Annotated in this window: 14 protein-coding genes and 1 tRNA gene; 6 read left to right on the top strand and 9 right to left on the bottom strand. The window is 59.6% G+C overall.

All coding sequences use genetic code 11. From position 1 onward, the window contains the following. Window positions 1-151: 151 nt before the first annotated feature. Window positions 152-976: an ABC transporter ATP-binding protein gene (locus NW812_RS10885; protein ID WP_414396826.1), complete on the top strand. Its 825-nt coding sequence runs from the start codon at window positions 152-154 to the stop codon at window positions 974-976. Between the two features lie 20 nt (window positions 977-996). Further along, the gene (locus NW812_RS10880) at window positions 997-1,986 is read left to right on the top strand and encodes an ABC transporter permease (RefSeq protein WP_414396824.1); all 990 of its coding nucleotides are present in this window, start codon (window positions 997-999) and stop codon (window positions 1,984-1,986) included. Window positions 1,987-2,078: 92 nt separating this feature from the next. Here the strand turns inward: NW812_RS10880 and NW812_RS10875 are convergent. The 7 genes from NW812_RS10875 to truB all read right to left on the bottom strand — a co-directional run bounded on the left by NW812_RS10875 (window position 2,079) and on the right by truB (window position 7,926). Continuing rightward, window positions 2,079-2,151 (bottom strand) — tRNA-Phe (locus NW812_RS10875). Between the two features lie 60 nt (window positions 2,152-2,211). After that, entirely contained in the window at window positions 2,212-2,865 is a 654-nt protein-coding gene (locus tag NW812_RS10870; protein WP_414396822.1) for a Crp/Fnr family transcriptional regulator, read from the bottom strand. Window positions 2,866-2,878: 13 nt separating this feature from the next. Beyond that, window positions 2,879-4,465, bottom strand: a complete 1,587-nt coding sequence (locus tag NW812_RS10865; protein ID WP_414396819.1) for an AAA family ATPase — start codon at window positions 4,463-4,465, stop codon at window positions 2,879-2,881. Window positions 4,466-4,498: 33 nt separating this feature from the next. Continuing rightward, window positions 4,499-5,068 (bottom strand): hypothetical protein, encoded by a 570-nt coding sequence (locus NW812_RS10860; protein WP_414396817.1) that lies wholly within the window; start codon window positions 5,066-5,068, stop codon window positions 4,499-4,501. Between the two features lie 33 nt (window positions 5,069-5,101). Continuing rightward, on the bottom strand, window positions 5,102-6,103 hold the full coding sequence (locus NW812_RS10855; RefSeq protein WP_414396815.1) for a zinc-dependent alcohol dehydrogenase family protein: 1,002 nt from the start codon (window positions 6,101-6,103) through the stop codon (window positions 5,102-5,104). Window positions 6,104-6,363: 260 nt separating this feature from the next. Further along, window positions 6,364-6,867, bottom strand: coding sequence for an allophycocyanin subunit beta (apcB, locus tag NW812_RS10850; RefSeq protein WP_414396814.1), 504 nt, complete (start codon window positions 6,865-6,867; stop codon window positions 6,364-6,366). A gap of 159 nt (window positions 6,868-7,026) precedes the next feature. Beyond that, window positions 7,027-7,926 (bottom strand): tRNA pseudouridine(55) synthase TruB, encoded by a 900-nt coding sequence (gene truB / locus NW812_RS10845; protein ID WP_414396812.1) that lies wholly within the window; start codon window positions 7,924-7,926, stop codon window positions 7,027-7,029. 73 nt (window positions 7,927-7,999) lie between these two features. On the opposite strand from truB, the gene NW812_RS10840 reads away from it, so the two are divergent. Further along, on the top strand, window positions 8,000-9,001 hold the full coding sequence (locus NW812_RS10840; RefSeq protein ID WP_414396810.1) for a DMT family transporter: 1,002 nt from the start codon (window positions 8,000-8,002) through the stop codon (window positions 8,999-9,001). Here the strand turns inward: NW812_RS10840 and trpS are convergent. Beyond that, window positions 8,994-10,004 carry a tryptophan--tRNA ligase gene (gene trpS, locus NW812_RS10835; protein WP_414396807.1) on the bottom strand — a complete coding sequence of 337 codons (1,011 nt, stop codon included), beginning with the start codon at window positions 10,002-10,004 and terminating at the stop codon, window positions 8,994-8,996. The genes NW812_RS10840 and trpS overlap by 8 nt on opposite strands. Before the next feature lie 90 nt (window positions 10,005-10,094). Between trpS and NW812_RS10830 the strand changes: the two genes are divergently transcribed. The 3 genes from NW812_RS10830 to gatC are packed head-to-tail and all read left to right on the top strand — an operon-like array spanning window position 10,095 to window position 11,313. Beyond that, a complete protein-coding gene (locus NW812_RS10830) occupies window positions 10,095-10,394 on the top strand; it encodes a chlororespiratory reduction protein 7 (RefSeq protein ID WP_414396805.1) in 300 nt (99 codons plus the stop codon). A 55-nt stretch (window positions 10,395-10,449) separates the two neighbouring features. Continuing rightward, window positions 10,450-10,971, top strand: coding sequence for a photosystem I assembly protein Ycf3 (locus NW812_RS10825; RefSeq protein ID WP_414396804.1), 522 nt, complete (start codon window positions 10,450-10,452; stop codon window positions 10,969-10,971). A 48-nt stretch (window positions 10,972-11,019) separates the two neighbouring features. Next, window positions 11,020-11,313 (top strand): Asp-tRNA(Asn)/Glu-tRNA(Gln) amidotransferase subunit GatC, encoded by a 294-nt coding sequence (gene gatC, locus NW812_RS10820; protein ID WP_414396802.1) that lies wholly within the window; start codon window positions 11,020-11,022, stop codon window positions 11,311-11,313. A gap of 132 nt (window positions 11,314-11,445) precedes the next feature. On the opposite strand, the gene NW812_RS10815 is transcribed toward gatC, so the two are convergent. Beyond that, window positions 11,446-15,408, bottom strand: a complete 3,963-nt coding sequence (locus tag NW812_RS10815) for a magnesium chelatase subunit H (RefSeq protein WP_414396799.1) — start codon at window positions 15,406-15,408, stop codon at window positions 11,446-11,448. Between the last annotated feature and the right edge of the window lie 74 nt (window positions 15,409-15,482).

The following is a 15,482-nucleotide window of genomic DNA, read 5'->3' as shown; positions in this document are numbered from 1 at the left end:
CTCGTGGAACCAAGAACGAGAATCCCCGGCCTACGGCCCGCTGTCGCGAATGCCCTTCAGGGCGGGGAGTATGTCAACAAGTTGCGGCGGCGGCAGGAGTACGATTAGTTTAGCGCTTCCTCGCCGATCCCTGAGCCGGGAAAAGTAAGCCATGCCTGCCCCGATGATTCTCCTCAACCACGTCAGCAAGGTCTATGCCAACGGCACAGTGGCCTTGCAGGATATGAGCCTAGCCATTCCAGAGGGGCAGTTTGTCAGCTTGGTGGGGCCCTCGGGCTGTGGGAAAAGCACAGTGCTCCGGCTAATTGCCGGCCTAGGGCAGTTGACCAGTGGCTCTATTGAGTGGGGGGGCCACTGCCAGCAAAACCTCCCCAGCCGCCCGGTGGAACCCAAGTTGGCTTTTGTCTTCCAGGAGCCAGCCCTCCTGCCCTGGGCCACGGTGATGGAGAATGTGCGCTTGCCCCTGAAGTTGGCGGGCGAGCCTAGGGAGAAAGCGGAGCCCAAGGTATTGCAGGCGCTGCGCCAGGTGGGCTTGCAAGGGTTTGAGCACAGTTTTCCCCGCGAGCTCTCAGGGGGGATGCGCATGCGCGTTTCCATTGCCCGCGCCCTCGTCACCCAGCCCCAGGTGCTGCTCATGGACGAGCCGTTTGGAGCTTTGGACGAGATCACCCGCAGCAAATTAAACAGTGAGCTGCTGGAGCTGTGGCAGGAGCAGCGGTGGACGGTAGTCTTTGTTACCCACAACATTTACGAGGCCGTCTACCTCTCCAACCGCGTCGTGGTCATGGCGGCCCGTCCGGGGCGAGTAGTGGCGGATATCCCCATCGATGCCCCCTACCCTCGGTCAGAAGACTTTCGCACCTCGCCCCTTTACAACGACTACTGTCGGGAGGTGGCAGCCCGTTTGCGCGAAGCTATGGGTAGCACGACTCAGGAGCCTTACCTGCCTCCTCTCTCGGTTGGACGGTTGCGCTGACAGGATGCCTGCTTTTTTCTATGGTGGATCTCCTTGCCTTCCTTTTCCAGTTCCTGGATCGCCGTCTGGGATCCCTGCCTGTCCTGCCGGAGCACTGGTCTTGGCATAGGTCGACTGGGGCTCTGGGCGGTGGGGTGAACGAGAGACTCAGGCCCGGCCCCCGCGGTGAGGCTGAGGTAGCTGGCTCTGGCCTGCCGACTTCTCCCCAGCGGTTGGATCTGGGCAGGTGGCTCAATCCAGATGTGATTGCCCCTGGGATCGTCGGCCTCCTCTTTCTGGGGCTTTGGGAGGTGGCGGTGCGGCTGACAGGGGTTCCCCCTTACTTGTTGCCGGGGCCGGTTTTGGTGGCCAGAACCCTGGTGAAGGAGTGGGGATCCCTTTTTCCCTCTCTACTGGTTACCTTGCAGGTTACCGTGGTGGCTTTCCTCTTGGCTGCCATCTCTGGGCTGTTGCTGGCCGTTTTGTTTAGCCAGAGCAAATGGATTGAGCGCAGCCTTTTCCCCTATGCGGTGGTTTTGCAAACAACGCCCATCATTTCCATCGCGCCACTCATTATCATCTGGCTGCGCAACAACACCTTTGCGGCCATGGTGGTCTGCGCCTGGATTGTTGCCTTCTTCCCCATTCTCTCCAACACTACTCTGGGGTTAAACAGCGTCGATCACAACCTGCTCAACCTGTTTCAACTGTACAAGGCCAATCGCTGGCAAACTCTGATCTACCTGCGCCTGCCCAGCGCCCTGCCCTATTTCCTCGGGGGCTTGCGCATCAGCGGTGGCCTTTCTCTCATTGGAGCGGTGGTGGCCGAGTTTGTTGCAGGTAGCGGCGGGGAGCGGGCCGGGATCGCCTACCAGATTTTGATCTCCAGCTTCAACTTACAGGTGCCCCGCATGTTTGCCGCTCTGGTGCTGCTGACTGGCCTGGGGATCCTAATCTTTGTGGCCTTGAGCGCCCTGTCCGACAAAATCCTGGGCCACTGGCATGAAAGTGTTGTGCGCCGCGAAAACTAGGGGGGCTGCCTGGTGGCCAACTTGCCAGCGCCAGCAAGCTCCCAACCTAGGGTGTGGACCTATCTCGAAAAGCTCAGGAAAACAAGATAGGATGCCAGGAACCAGATTCGAACTGGTGACACGAGGATTTTCAGTCCTCTGCTCTACCAACTGAGCTATCCCGGCTTTCCGTAGCCCCTATTTTAGGGTGCTCAGGAGGTCTTTGGCAACAGGTAGCGCCCTAGTTTAGCCAAGGAGCTTTTCCAGGGCCTCCAGCTGCGGAATACAGAGAATGTTGCGGCTGCGATCCCGGCGGATCAACTCCTTTCGTTCTAGCTTGGAGAGAACGCGGGTAACGGTCTCCCTAGCTAAGCCGCTTAAGCTACTCAGCTCCCGATGGGGTAAGTTGGGGATTTCCACACCGCTGCGGCTGACCCAGCCCCGGGATTCGGCCAAGAAGAGGAGAATATCGGCCACGCGGGCAACACTGCTGGCCTCGCGCAACTGCAGCCGCCGGTTAAGCTGCCGCAGACGGCGGGACATGAGCTGGGCAAGGCGAATGCCAGCCTGGGCATTGGCAGCCAAGAAAGCTAGAAAATGCTGGGCCGACAGAGAACAAACCTTGGTCGGTGTTAAGGCAACCACATCGCTGGAACGAGGCGCCTCATCCAAAGCGGCCATCTCTCCGAAGATCTCGCCTGGGCCGAGAATGGTGAGGGTAATCTCCCGCCCCTCCGTGTCGTGAGTGCGAATCTTGACCCAACCCTCTAGGATGAAATAGACGGTACTGCCCCCGTCGTTTTGCAACACGATGGCCTGGTTGACGGCATGGGAGCGCAGCGCCATCTGACGGGCTAGCGGCTCGAGCACCTCGGGGGAAAAGCCTTCAAACAACGGCATCAAGTGCAAATCCTTAGCCGTTACCTCGCTCACTGGTGATCTCCTGCAGTTGCGCTTGCCAATCTTGACTGGTGTCCAACACCGTCAAGTAAGACCGTTCCCCCTCGGAAAAATCCTGCCACTGCGCCTGCTGCTGGGCAAGGAGATCGGCAGTGGCATCGGCAATGTCGGCTAGGTTTCCTCCCTCGACTGTACCTGCGGCCATACGCCGTTGCAGACGCTCACGGAGGACAGCTTCAGGGGCGTAACAGTGGAGGATGCGCAAGGGAATCCCGCACTTTTGGGCCTGTTCAATGGCCATGCCCCGCAGCGCTTGCCGGTCAAACTTGGCGTCCAGAATTACGCTATAACCCTCTCGGGCCAACTCCACGCCCAATTCCACCAGGCGGCGGTAGGTCTTCTCGGTCATCTCTGGCGTATACACCTCCGGCCCCCCCCGCTGCCGCAGAGGGATCCCGGCCAAGTGCTTGCGCACGGCATCGGAGCGAATGTGAATGGCTCCCCGCTGCCGGGCTAGGTACCGGGCCACTGTACTTTTGCCCGCTCCCGAGAGGCCAGCCATCAAAAACAACTGTCCCTGTTTGGGAAGCGTGTATTCCCAGGCCAGTCGGTAGTAGCGGGCGGCAGTGTGGAAGGCATTGGCTTTGTCAGCTTCCGCAGCGGCAGGATCGTCCAGCAGAAAAGAGGTAACCTTGGCCCGCACATAGGCCTGGCGATTGAGGTAAATGGGCAAGATCTTCAGTCCTTCCCAGTCACCCGTTTCTTCCAGATAGGTGTTTAAGTAGGCGTTGCCCAGATCAGAACGGTGGCGGGCGTCCAGATCCATCACTGCATAGGATACGTCGTACATCGTATCCACAAAGCGGAAAGCCTCGTTGAACTCGATGCAGTCAAACAGCAAGATCTGGCCTTCCCACCAACAGAGGTTGCCAAGATGCAGATCCCCGTGGCCTTCGCGGATGCGGTCTTGGGCCATCCTCTGGTAAAACAGCTCCTGCCGCTCGGCAAAAAAGCGCTCCGTGTAGGCTTGGGTCTCCTGATACTGCTCAGCCGTCTGGGGACCGCCCACGTAGCGCTGGGTTTGGGCGTAATTTTCGTCGAAGGCCTCCCGTACCCGCTCTGGCCGGCCAAAGCTGCGGATGTAGTCGTTAGTCTCAGCCCGGGCGTGAAAGGCTGCCACCACCCGCCCCAGCTCCTCCATCAAGGCTGGCGTCAGCTCCCCCCGCTTGAGGAGGTTGCTGAAGAGTTGCTCTTGGGGAAACTGCCGCATTTTAAGGGTGTACTCCACCGGCTCGCCACTGCTGCCAAGCTGAAACCGGCCTTGGGTTTGCCCAATGGGCAACACCTGGAGGTAAAGCCCCGGCGCCCCGCGCTGGTTTAGGCGCAGCTCTTCTTGGCAAAAGTGGCGCCGCCGCTCCAGCGTGGTGAAGTTTAGAAAGCCAAAGTCCACGGGCTTCTTTACTTTGTAGGCGTAGTCGCCCGTCAGGAGAACATAGGAGATGTGGGTTTGGAGAAGCTGGATCGGCTCCCGCACCGGATGGGGGTAAAACCCCGGCTCCAACATTGCTTGAATGAGGGGCGGCAGGTGGGCACTGGCCATAGAAAACTGGGGATAAGAGATCCCTATTTTCGCTTAGCCTCCAAAGGGCAAAGCAGCCTCTGGGGGTGAAAGGCGAATAATGCTGATCCCTTGCTTAACCAGAGTCTCTTGAGCGGCAGCAGAAAGGGCGTAGGGCCAGACCAAGTATTTGGTGTTGATGTAGTCTTGTCCTCGCTTGGCCAGGCTCACCTGTTCCGAAAGCATGCGCACTTCTGGCCCGCGGGTGATGATGGCTTCGGTGCGGCGGATGCGTTGCATCAGTTGGCTAAACAGCTCTTGGGGCTGCTGCACGAACACCACAATTGCCAGGTCGCAGGGATTGTAGTAGGTGCCGATGCCGCAAAGTAGGAGAGCCTCGCTGGCAAGGACAAGCGTCTCCTCGTCTCCTAGGGCCACCACCGGGTAGAGAAAGGTGCGCACGTCTTCCGGCTGCCAGTGGTTAAAAGAACGGCTATCCACTTCTCCCCGCACCCACGAGGAAATTGGTGGGAAAACCGCTTCGCTCAGCAGCCGATAGACCGTCTGCGGCCGCCCCAGCCAGCAGAGGGCGTTCTCATAGAAGCTCTCGTTCTCCAGCAGGTGAGGGGTAAGTGGGTCAGCCATAGGCGGAGCTGGGCAGGGCCTCCCTTAGCCAGCCTAATCGGGAATGGTTAAGGCAATTTTGCCGAGAACGGATCCCTGCTCCAGCAAGCGGTGGGCAGCAGCCGCTTCGGCCAAAGGAAAGGTGTGGCTGAGACGGATACGTAGTTGGCCTTGGTCGATGAGGCGAGCGCACTGCCTGAGAATCTCTGCCTGATGTTGCTGGGCAGCAACAAGATTCTTCAGCATCGGCGTGAGCATCAGCTCAAAGCCTACCCGTAGGTTGCGGTCACGGGCCACCCGCCAATCGGTCTCCGGAGCAGGCGCCAGCAGCGTGACGAGATCGCCGTACACACGCACAGCCGGAAAGGTCTGCTCCAGTACTGGGCCGCCCAGGGTATCTAGCGCCAGATCCACTCCTTCCCCAGCCGTCCAGTCTAAGACAGCCCGCACAAAGTCAGTCTGGCGGTAGAAGATGGGCAGGTTGGCTCCCAGAGAACGGACGAACTCAGCCTTTTCTGGCGTGCTCACCGTAGTGGCCACCTCGCAGGCCCGCAGACGGGCTAGTTGAATGGCCACATGACCTACCCCTCCCGCGCCGGCGTGGATAAGCACCTTTTGGCCAGCCTGCAGCCGCCCTCGCTCGTAGAGGGCCTCCCAGGCAGTGATCAACACTAGGGGAGCCGCAGCAGCCTCGGCAAAGCTAAGGGTTCTGGGCTTGGGAGCTACAAAGCGCTCATCCACCACAATCAGCTCAGCATAGTTCCCCGGTTGCTTGCCCAGGCCGCCATAGCAGAAGTAGACCTCGTCGCCAACCCGAAACTGCCGCACCCCGGATCCCACCGCTTCCACAACGCCAGCCCCGTCACACCCCAAGATGGCCGGCATCTCTTCTGGGTAGAAGGTACCTCGCCGCCGCAGCTTAGTGTCGATGGGGTTGACGCCAGCAGCCTTGAGACGAACAAGCAGCTCTCGCTCGCCGCGGATCTGGGGATCGGGCACTTCCTGGAGTTGCAAGACCTCCGGCCCGCCGGGCACGTTCATGACAACAGCTTTCATGTTTTCGCTGCCTTTGGCTTGAGTCCACCAACTGCTCCCCTTCTGCCCCCAGCGAGGGAGGCTGTGAGGGACATGCAAAGGGCGACCTTCTCGCTTGGGTTCAACGATGCCGTGCCTTCCTGGAAAGTTAGGACAAGGCTTCGGGCCGCGCCCCACGGCCGCTCTTTCCCTTCCCGGGAGATCCTTAGCGCGCTACCACGATGGTAACGTACCCCCACCAAAGCAAGGGATCCGGGAAGATTCCTGCCCTCTCTATGAGGCTAGATATCGGTTTCACTGAGTTTGGCACTCAGGTAGTCGAAGGGCTCGGCTACAAAGCTGTAGTCCTCGTCGGTGCCAAGCAGCTCTAGGGTGCGCCGCTTCATGTTTTGGATCCCAATGACGGTTGGAGCAATCGGCACACCAAGGGAGTTGTAGGTCTCTCGCAGACCGGCCAAAACGCGCTCGTCCAAAATGCTGTTGTCGCCAGCCACCAGGGCGTAGGAGGCATAGCGCAGGAAGTAGTCCATATCCCGCAGGCAGGTGGCATAGCGGCGGGTAGTGTAGGCGTTGCCCCCTGGGCGGATCAGCTCCGGCACCTCGGCGAACAAGGCTGCCGCCGCCGTCTTGACAATGTCCACCGAGTTGAGGTTGATGACCTGCACAGCTTTGATGCGCCGCAACCCCGAATCGTAAAAGGCCCTAAGAGCGTCCATGGCATCCCGATCCAGGTAGCGGCCTGTCAGGTCGTAGGTTTTGATCAGGGTGGTTATGGCATCGCGCATATCCCCAACTCCGTTTTTGTGGCGTCTTAAAAGGCTAGGTTGAAAAATAGAACTCTTCAACTGCTCCCGGCAAGCAAGCTGCACCCACTGAGGCGTTTTCCGCCCTTGGTTAGCTCTCACGCAGTCTACCACACCGGAGGTTTTTCCCCGACAGGGAAATCAGGAATCCGGCAACAGCACCCGCAGCGGCTTGAGCAATCTGCCCTGGCGTTGTCCCAACCCCAGAAACTCTCCCTGGTGGCTTTTCACCCGCAGGGTCTCGGCAGTGGCCTGGCCGGGATCCAGAGGAATGGCCTGACCTTGCTGCCAGCGTCGGCTGTCTGAGGGTGACAGAGAAACTGACTCCCAGCTGGCAAAGCCCCACTCAATGGGCAGCAGGGCAGCAGCAGGATTGGCAGATCCCTGCCACACCTCTAGCGGCCAACTCTCTTCAAGGCGAAAAGGGCCACTTTGCAGCCGCCGCAGCTGGCTCATCAAGCCGCCACAGCCAAGCTTTTCCCCCACATCGCGGGCAAGGGCACGGATGTAGGTGCCGGGGCCACAGGCAATCTCCAGATCCACTTCCGGAAACTCGCCGGGACGCCAGTCCAGGATCTGCAGGTGCCGAATCACCACCCGCCGCGGCTCTAGCCCTAGCTCTGAGGCCTTTGCCCCCGCCCGCGCCAGTTCATAAAGCTTTTTCCCCTGCCGTTTGATGGCGCTGTAAAGAGGCGGAACCTGCCAGATCTCGCCGACAAACTCCCGCAGACATTCCTCCACCTGCTCGCGACTTAGCTCTGGACAAGGGGATCCCACCTCCACCTGCCCCTCGGCATCGTCAGTGTCGCTGCGCTGCCCAAAGCGAAAGGTTGCCCGGTAGACCTTGTCTCCTGGCAAAAACGCCAAAAAGCGCGTCGCCCGCCCCACGGCGATGGGCAAAACTCCCGTTGCCGCCGGATCCAGGGTGCCCCCATGTCCCACCTGGCGGGTGCGCAAGGTTCGCCGCACTGCTGCCACGCAGTCGTGGGAGGTGAGCCCTGCCGGCTTATCCAGATTGAGAAAGCCCTCCAGGGATCCCATAGTTAAGGTTTGTAACTAGGTTGCCGCAGCGCTTAACATGGGGTTGACTTCTGTTGTCAAGTTTGAAGCGCCCATGGTTCAATCCAACAAGTTATCTCAGCCTATCTGGCAACGCCTGCTGATGATTGCCCCGTTTTTCCTTTGGGGTTCGGCAATGGTGGCGATGCGAGATGCCCTCTCTGAGACCACTCCGCTCTTCATTGCCATTCTGAGGCTGTTGCCAGCCGGGATCCTGGTTTTGGCCTTCCGGATCTGGCAGGGGCGGGCCTCCGGAGCGTCTCAGCCCTGGCATCCCCAGGGACTGCAGGGCTGGCTGTGGGTCTTGGCCTTTGCCCTGGTGGACGCCACCTGTTTTCAGGGATTTTTGGCCCAAGGGCTGCAGGAAACCGGCGCCGGCTTGGGATCTGTGCTGATTGACTCGCAGCCCCTGGTGGTAGCCCTGCTGGCCACCTGGTTTTACGGGGAGCGGCTGGGGGTGCTGGGCTGGCTGAGCTTGGGGCTAGGAGTTTTCGGCATCGGCCTTATTGGCCTTGGAGGGGGGGGATCCCTGCAGCTAGGAGCTGGTGTTGGCTGGATGTTGCTGGCTTCGCTGTCAATGGCCATCGGCACCGTGATGATGCCCAAGGTGGCAGAGGTGGCGGATCCCGTGTTGGCAACCGGCTGGCACATGGTGCTGGGTAGCCTGCCCTTGATCCTGCTTTCGGCGCTGACAGAAAGCGAGCAGTGGCAGCACCTAAGCGGCATCCATTGGCTGGATCTACTCTACGCCTCGGTGATGGGAAGCGCTGTGGCCTATGCCCTCTTCTTCTACTTCGCCTCCCAGGAAAATCTCACCGAGTTCAGCTCCCTAACCTTTCTCACCCCCGTGTTTGCCCTTTTCTTCGGCAGCACCCTCCTGGGCGAGACCCTCACCCCGCAGCAGTGGGTGGGCGTAGGCATTACTCTGCTCTGCGTGTACGTGATCAACCACCGGCAAAAATGGCAGGAGCGCTTGCCTCTGGTTTGGAAAGGGATCCTGGCCGAGCTGGGCCTTGCCCCTAGCCCTGTCGAAGTTCGCGAGGGGCAGTCTAAGTGAGGGATCCCTCAAGGCTCAGAAACCCCATTGCATCTCGCACCTTTTGGAGGGTTTGCTCGGCCACGGCACGGGCCTTGGCGGCATTTTCCCGCATTAGCTCGTGGAGGTAGCCAGGGTCACTCCAGAGCTCCTGGTAGCGCTTTTGAATGGGCTCTAGAGTGGCGATAATGCTGTCGGCAAGCAGGGGTTTGAACTGCGCCCATCCCATCCCGGCACATTCAGCCGCTACCTCCTCCTTGCTCTTGCCGGAGGTGAGCATGTAGATCGTCAGCAAATTGTGAGCCTCTGGGCGGGCCGGGTCGTCAAAGGTAATGCCTCGGATGGAGTCGGTCTTGGCTTTTTGAATCTTTTTGCGAATGGCATCCGGACTGTCCAGCAGGTGGATGCGGCTGAACTCGGAGGGATCCGACTTGGACATCTTGCGGGTGCCATCGGTCAAGCTCATGATCCGCGCCCCTTGCGGACGAATGAATGCCTCAGGGATGACAAAGGTCTGTCCAAAGCGGTCATTAAAGCGGCGGGCAATGTCCCGACATAGCTCAATATGCTGCCGCTGATCCTCCCCCACGGGCACGTACTTGGGCTGGTAGAGGAGAATGTCCGCCGCCTGCAGAATGGGGTAGCTAAACAGGCCAACACTTGTCTCCTCTCCCTGTTTTTCTTTCTTTTCCTTGTACTGGATCATGCGCTCCGCCCAGTTCATGGGAGTGATAGTGGCAAACAGCCAGGCCAGCTCCGTATGGGCAGGCACATGGGACTGCACAAACAGCACACAATACTCCAGCTTGAGGCCACAGGCCAAATAAAGGGCAAACAGGGAACGGGTGCGCTCCCTCAACAGCTTGGGATCCTGGGGCACAGTGACCGCGTGCTGATCCACAATGCAAAAGAAGTTCTCGTAGTGCTCCTGGTCGGCCACCCAGTTTTTAATCGCCCCTAGGTAATTGCCCAGGTGCAGCTCACCAGAGGGCTGAATGCCGGAAAAGGTGCGCGGCTTAGCCATAGCACTCTCAAAGCCCACAAGACGGCAGACAAAAGCCAAGAAAGTCTTTTTCAGAATACCAAGAGAGTTGCAGCCCTTCCTGACACTCATATGTCAGACCTCCAACCCGAACCGCTCCGCGCTGCCAATCACTACGTGCTGCTGATCCCGGGCCTGCCAGAGCAATTTCTCAGCTCTGAGGAATTGCAGGAGTTCCTCGTGCGGCTGCTTCAAGAACATCCCCATCTGGTGGATGCGGATCTGGCCCGCTACCCCACTCCCCAAGCCCAGGCGCAACGGCTCATCGACACTACTTGTGAACTGGAAGTCTCCCCTGGTGAAACCGTACAGTGGCACCCGGTGCGCCTAAGCAAGCGTCGCTCGGCCTCTTCTGGGCAAAGCTCAACCTAGGGGTTTTGTGGGCGTGGTACAACGCAAAGAAGAGGCACCCTAGGGGAGGTCAACCATGCCCCGCGGCATGAAGAACGACAACTTCATCGACAAAACCTTCACTGTCCTGGCTGATCTAATCCTCAAGTTGCTGCCGGGGGTGAGTTCGGAGGAGAAGAAAGCCTTTGCCTACTACCGAGACGGCATGGCGGCCCAAAGCGAAGGGGAATATGCCGAGGCCCTAGAAAACTACCGCGAGGCTTTGGCTTTAGAGAAGGACGACCAAGACCGCAGCTACATCCTCTACAACATGGGCCTGATTTACCAAAGCACTGGAGACCTGGACAAGGCCCTGGAGTACTACCACCAGGCCCTAGAGCTCAACCCCCGCCTCTGCTCTGCCCTCAACAACATTGCCGTTTTGCTGCACCACAAAGGTGAGCAGAGTCTGCAAGCTGGGGATGAAGAAACGGCTGAGGCCCTATTTGACGAAGCTGCCCGATACTGGATCCGTGCCATTCGCATTGCCCCCAACAACTACATCGAGGCCCAAAACTGGCTCAAAACCACAGGGCGTGCCAACCTGGAGCTCTTTTGAGGTCTGGCTAAGGTAAACTCATCGGTAGCCCATAGGGCCAAGGAAGCAATGCTGACCCGCGAAGAAGTACGCCACGTCGCTCACCTGGCGCGGCTAGAGCTCACTGAGGAAGAGGAAATCCAGTTTACCCAGCAGCTAGCAGATATTCTGGCCTACGTAGAACAGCTTAAAGAGCTGGACACTGAAGGCGTAGAGCCTACTTTCCATGTCCTCGATATCGAGCTGCCCACTCGCCCCGATGAGGTGGAGCCCTACGCCAATGTCGAGGGGATCCTAGCTAACGCCCCCGACCGCGTCGACATGTTCTTCAAGGTGCCCCGCATTTTGGAAGAGGAAAGCTAAAAGCTGCACTCCTGCCGGCCTTCGCCCTAGCGCCAGAGGGCGAACTTTCTGGGGGCTTTGCTACCAACCCCCTTATGCCAGCAAATGCAAGGAGAAGCCTCAGCTCTCCTCTGCGGGGATGGCCTTGACCAGCTACTCCACCCCCTCGATCCGGTCTTCCACCTCCTGATACAGCTCCTGCAGGAGCTCGATGTTGGCTTGGGAAGTTTGCCAGTAGCCACGCCCATGCACCTCCAGGAGGGTGCCGACGATGCGCCGGAAGGAGTGGGGGTTGAGGTTCATGAGGCGCTGCCGCATTGCCTCGTCCTTGATAAAGGTCTCGTTGGCCTCCTCATAGATCCAGTTGTCCACCGCACCTGCCGTGGCCGACCAGCCAGAGGTGTTCACCAGCCGCTTGGCAATCTCCCGCACCCCTTCGTAGCCGTGCTTGAGCATGCCCTCATACCACTTGGGGTTGAGGAGCTTGGTGCGAGCGTCCAGGCGAATGGTCTCGCTCAGGGTGCGGATCTGGGCATTGGGCGTGGTGGTATCGGCAATGTAGGCTGAGGGAGCCTTGCCGTCGGGGCGCAGGCTCTGCACCAGTTTGGTGGGATCCGCATCAAAGTAGTGGCTGACGTCTGTCAGACTAATCTCCGACGAATCCAGGTTTTGGAAGGTTACCTCCACCGTCTTCAGGCTGGCCTCAAAAAGCTGCCGCATCTGCTGGTTGGGCAAATTGGAGCCGAAGGCAAAGGACTTGCGGGATAGGTACATCTCCCGCAGCTCGCTTTCGTCCTCCCAAGAGCTGTTTTCCACGGCCAGGCTGATGTTGGCCGAGTAGGAGCCAGAAGCGTTGGAAAAGACCCGCGTTGCCGCCTGCTCCAGAGTCAGCCCCAATTCTTCTGCCTGCTGTAGGGCATGCTTGCGCACAAAGTTCAGCTCCAGCGGCTCATCGGCTAGGGCTGCTAGCTTCACTGCCCGGTCGAGAAGGGCCATTTGGTTGACAAAGAGATCCCGGAATACCCCGGAACAGTTCACCACCACGTCAATGCGGGGCCGCCCCAGCTCCTCCAGGGGGATGAGCTCCACTTTGTTTACCCGCCCCAGGGCATCTGGCTTAGGACGCACCCCCAGCAGGCAGAGCACCTGCGCCAGCGACTCGCCGTAGGTCTTGATGTTGTCCGTGCCCCAGAGCACCACTGAGATGGTCTCCGGGTACCTGCCGCCGTTGGCGCTCAGCTCCCGCGCCAGCAGCCGTTCCACCACAATCTCCGCCGACTTGATGGCCGCTGCCGTGGGGATGGACTGGGGATCCAAAGCATGGATGTTGCGCCCAGTTGGCAAGACGTTGGGGTTGCGGATGGGATCTCCTCCCGGCCCCGGTGGGATGTACTCCCCTTCCAAGGCCCGCAGCAGCGATCCCAGCTCATAATCTGCCGTAATTTGCTTGAGGCACTCTTCCAGAAACTCAAACAAAGGCTTGAGCAGGTCTGGATCCACCTGCGGGTAGCCTGCCTCCTTCAGGGCCACCAGCCAAGGCGCTTGCCGTCCCATGTTGAAGAAGTTGAGCTTGGCCACGCGCGAGACCCGCCCCTGGGCGTCGGTCTGTTCCCGCACGAGCGCGGCCACTGCTTTATGGCAAGCCTTGTTGATGCGATCCAGCAGCTCTGTATCCGCCAGGTGCCCCCGATCCCGGTTGCGGTAGATTTCGTCGATATCCCGCCCCAGGCTCTGGGCAATGATGCGGGGTAGGCCGAGGATCCCTTCTTCTGGCCGGTCAATGCTGGCAATGCTTACCAAGGTGGCAATTGCCTCTTCTGCTGTGGGGGGCGCCCCGATCACGTGCAGCCCACAGGGCAACAGCCGCGACTCGATCTCCATCAGCTTGGCGTAGAGCTTGCCCACCACCGTGTCCCGTTCCTCTAGGGTGAGCTGGGCGGCGTCCACCGTCGGCAGCTCCACGTCTTTGTCTAGGTTGACTAGCCGCGCCTTGTCGCAGATGGCGTTGACAATGGCAATGCCCCGCGCCCCCTCCCGCAGGGTTTGGTAAGAGCCAATCAGGTCCCGCAGCTCCTGCAGCCCCTTGTAGAGGCCGGCGTTTTCTGCTGGCGGTGTCAGGTAGCTAATGGTGCAGGCATAGCCGCGCCGCTTGGCGATGGTGGCCTCGCTGGGGTTGTTGGCAGCGTAGTAGTAAAGGTTGGGCAGGGATCCAATTAGGTTATCCGGGTAGCACTCGCTGGACATGCCAATCTGCTTGCCCGGCATGAACTCGAGAGACCCGTGGGTGCCAAAATGGATGACCACGTCGGCTTTCCAAACTTTTTCCAGGTAGGTGTAGTAGGCGGCAAAGCCATGGTGGGGACTGGCCGACCTGGAAAAGAGCAGCCGCATGGGATCCCCTTCGTAGCCAAAAGTGGGCTGCACCCCGATGAACACGTTGCCAAAGTGCTTGCCGTAAATCAGTAGATTTTGCCCATCGGTGTTCAGGTGCCCTGGAGCTGGCCCCCAGTATTTCTCAATGGCTTTGACATAGGGGGTCAGGGCCTCGTACTCCCGCACCGACAGCTTGGCCGCTACATTCAGCTCCGGGCTAGCGTACTGAGCTTGGGGATCGTGGAGGATGGACTCCATCAGCTCCTGCGGAGTTTTGGGCAGCTCTGGCCCCAGGTCGTAGCCATTATGGGCCAGCGCCTGCATCACCCGGTGGATGGAGGCAAACACATCCAGGTAGGCGGCTGTTCCCACATTGCCCTTGTCGGGCGGAAAGCTGAAAATGGTGATGGCAATTTTCTTCTCTATCTTGGGCTTGCGCCGCAGATTGGCCCATTTAATGGCCCGCGCTGCAATCAGCTCAATCCGATCCTGCATTGCGTGAGCTTTGCCGGTGACGGCGTCCCGCCCCGAGAGAATGATTGGCTCGATGGCCCCGTCCAGCTCAGGAATGGCAACTTGCAGCGCCACCTGTACCGGGTGCAAGCCCAAGTCACTGTTGGCCCATTCCTCGGTGGATTGAAACACTAAGGGCAGGGCCACCATATAGGGGCGATTTAGCCGCTTGAGCGTCTCCACTGCCTTGGGGTGATCCTGCCGCGCCGGCCCGCCCACTAGGGCAAACCCGGTTAGCGACACCACTACATCCACAATGGGCGCCGTCTTCTGCTCGTTCCAGAAAAACTCGTTCACTGGCTTGGAGAAGTCCAAGCCGCCGGCAAACACCGGCACCACTCGCGCCCCGCGCGACTCCAGCTCTTGCACCATGGCAACATAGTGGGCATCATCCCCCGTCACCAGGTGGGTGCGCTGCAGCACCAGCCCCACGCAGGGGGCCAAGGGATCCTTCACGTCTTCCGGCAGGTCCTCGCGGGCATTGTACCAGTCCCAGTACTCCGCCAGGCTGGCAAACATTTGCGGCGCCAGCGGGTGCCAGATACCCATCTCCAAGTAGGTAACCGGCTCAGCAAAGGAGAGCTGCCCCCGCATCCCTGGCAGGTAGCGATCCGCCAGCATGAGCAAAAAGTTCTCCAGGTTCTCCCGGGATCCGCCCAGCCAGTACTGGAAGCTGAGCATGAAGTTACGGGCATCCTGCGCCTTGTCGAAGGGCAAGTACTTCAACACCTTGGGCAGGGTCTGCAGCAGCTTCAGCATCCCCTCTTGGAAGCTGGATCCCTGCTGGCGCTTGCGCATGAACTGGGCAATGGCGCTCTTGGACTGCCCTAGCTGCGCCATGGAGAAGGATCCCAGCTTATTAAGGCGCATCACCTCCGGCATGGAGGGGAAGACCACCACCGCATCCAGCCGCTCCCGCAGGGGCTCCACCGCCTGCACCACCTTCTGGGCAATGTCTTCGATAAAAATCAGGGATCCAATAAAGACGTTGGCTGTCTCCAGATCCCGCTGGAAAGCCTCATACCCCGAGGGATCCCGCAGCTCCTCCACCAAGTACCCCGACAGCTCCACCGCCAGCTTAGGGTTGTGGGCATTGATGCGCTGCACCGCCGCCGTCAGGGCGCTCTGATACTGCGGCTCCAACACCACGTACACCACCTTCATCAAGCGGCGATCCCCCACCTCAGCAGGGGCAACGTGGCGGGTGATGGGCTTAACCAGAGTAAACATGCGGTCGCTCTCCGTCCGGTGATGCAAACAGCCTACGGGTAAGCATTATCCCTTATGACCTGTTTCCCGTTCTA

Source organism: Synechococcus sp. O70.2 (assembly GCF_047462135.1).
Classification (GTDB): domain Bacteria; phylum Cyanobacteriota; class Cyanobacteriia; order Thermostichales; family Thermostichaceae; genus Thermostichus.
The sequence above is the reverse complement of the archived record's forward strand: the minus strand, read 5'-3'. Positions and strand labels throughout refer to the sequence as shown.

Bases quoted from the DNA above. Each gene is read 5' to 3' on its own strand.
- NW812_RS10885 (WP_414396826.1), top strand. From the start codon at position 152: ATGCCTGCCCCGATGATTCTCCTCAACCACGTCAGCAAGGTCTATGCC.
- NW812_RS10880 (WP_414396824.1), top strand. From the start codon at position 997: ATGGTGGATCTCCTTGCCTTCCTTTTCCAGTTCCTGGATCGCCGTCTG.
- NW812_RS10870 (WP_414396822.1), bottom strand. From the start codon at position 2,865: ATGCCGTTGTTTGAAGGCTTTTCCCCCGAGGTGCTCGAGCCGCTAGCC.
- NW812_RS10865 (WP_414396819.1), bottom strand. From the start codon at position 4,465: ATGGCCAGTGCCCACCTGCCGCCCCTCATTCAAGCAATGTTGGAGCCG.
- NW812_RS10860 (WP_414396817.1), bottom strand. From the start codon at position 5,068: ATGGCTGACCCACTTACCCCTCACCTGCTGGAGAACGAGAGCTTCTAT.
- NW812_RS10855 (WP_414396815.1), bottom strand. From the start codon at position 6,103: ATGAAAGCTGTTGTCATGAACGTGCCCGGCGGGCCGGAGGTCTTGCAA.
- apcB (WP_414396814.1), bottom strand. From the start codon at position 6,867: ATGCGCGATGCCATAACCACCCTGATCAAAACCTACGACCTGACAGGC.
- truB (WP_414396812.1), bottom strand. From the start codon at position 7,926: ATGGGATCCCTGGAGGGCTTTCTCAATCTGGATAAGCCGGCAGGGCTC.
- NW812_RS10840 (WP_414396810.1), top strand. From the start codon at position 8,000: ATGGTTCAATCCAACAAGTTATCTCAGCCTATCTGGCAACGCCTGCTG.
- trpS (WP_414396807.1), bottom strand. From the start codon at position 10,004: ATGGCTAAGCCGCGCACCTTTTCCGGCATTCAGCCCTCTGGTGAGCTG.
- NW812_RS10830 (WP_414396805.1), top strand. From the start codon at position 10,095: ATGTCAGACCTCCAACCCGAACCGCTCCGCGCTGCCAATCACTACGTG.
- NW812_RS10825 (WP_414396804.1), top strand. From the start codon at position 10,450: ATGCCCCGCGGCATGAAGAACGACAACTTCATCGACAAAACCTTCACT.
- gatC (WP_414396802.1), top strand. From the start codon at position 11,020: ATGCTGACCCGCGAAGAAGTACGCCACGTCGCTCACCTGGCGCGGCTA.
- NW812_RS10815 (WP_414396799.1), bottom strand. From the start codon at position 15,408: ATGTTTACTCTGGTTAAGCCCATCACCCGCCACGTTGCCCCTGCTGAG.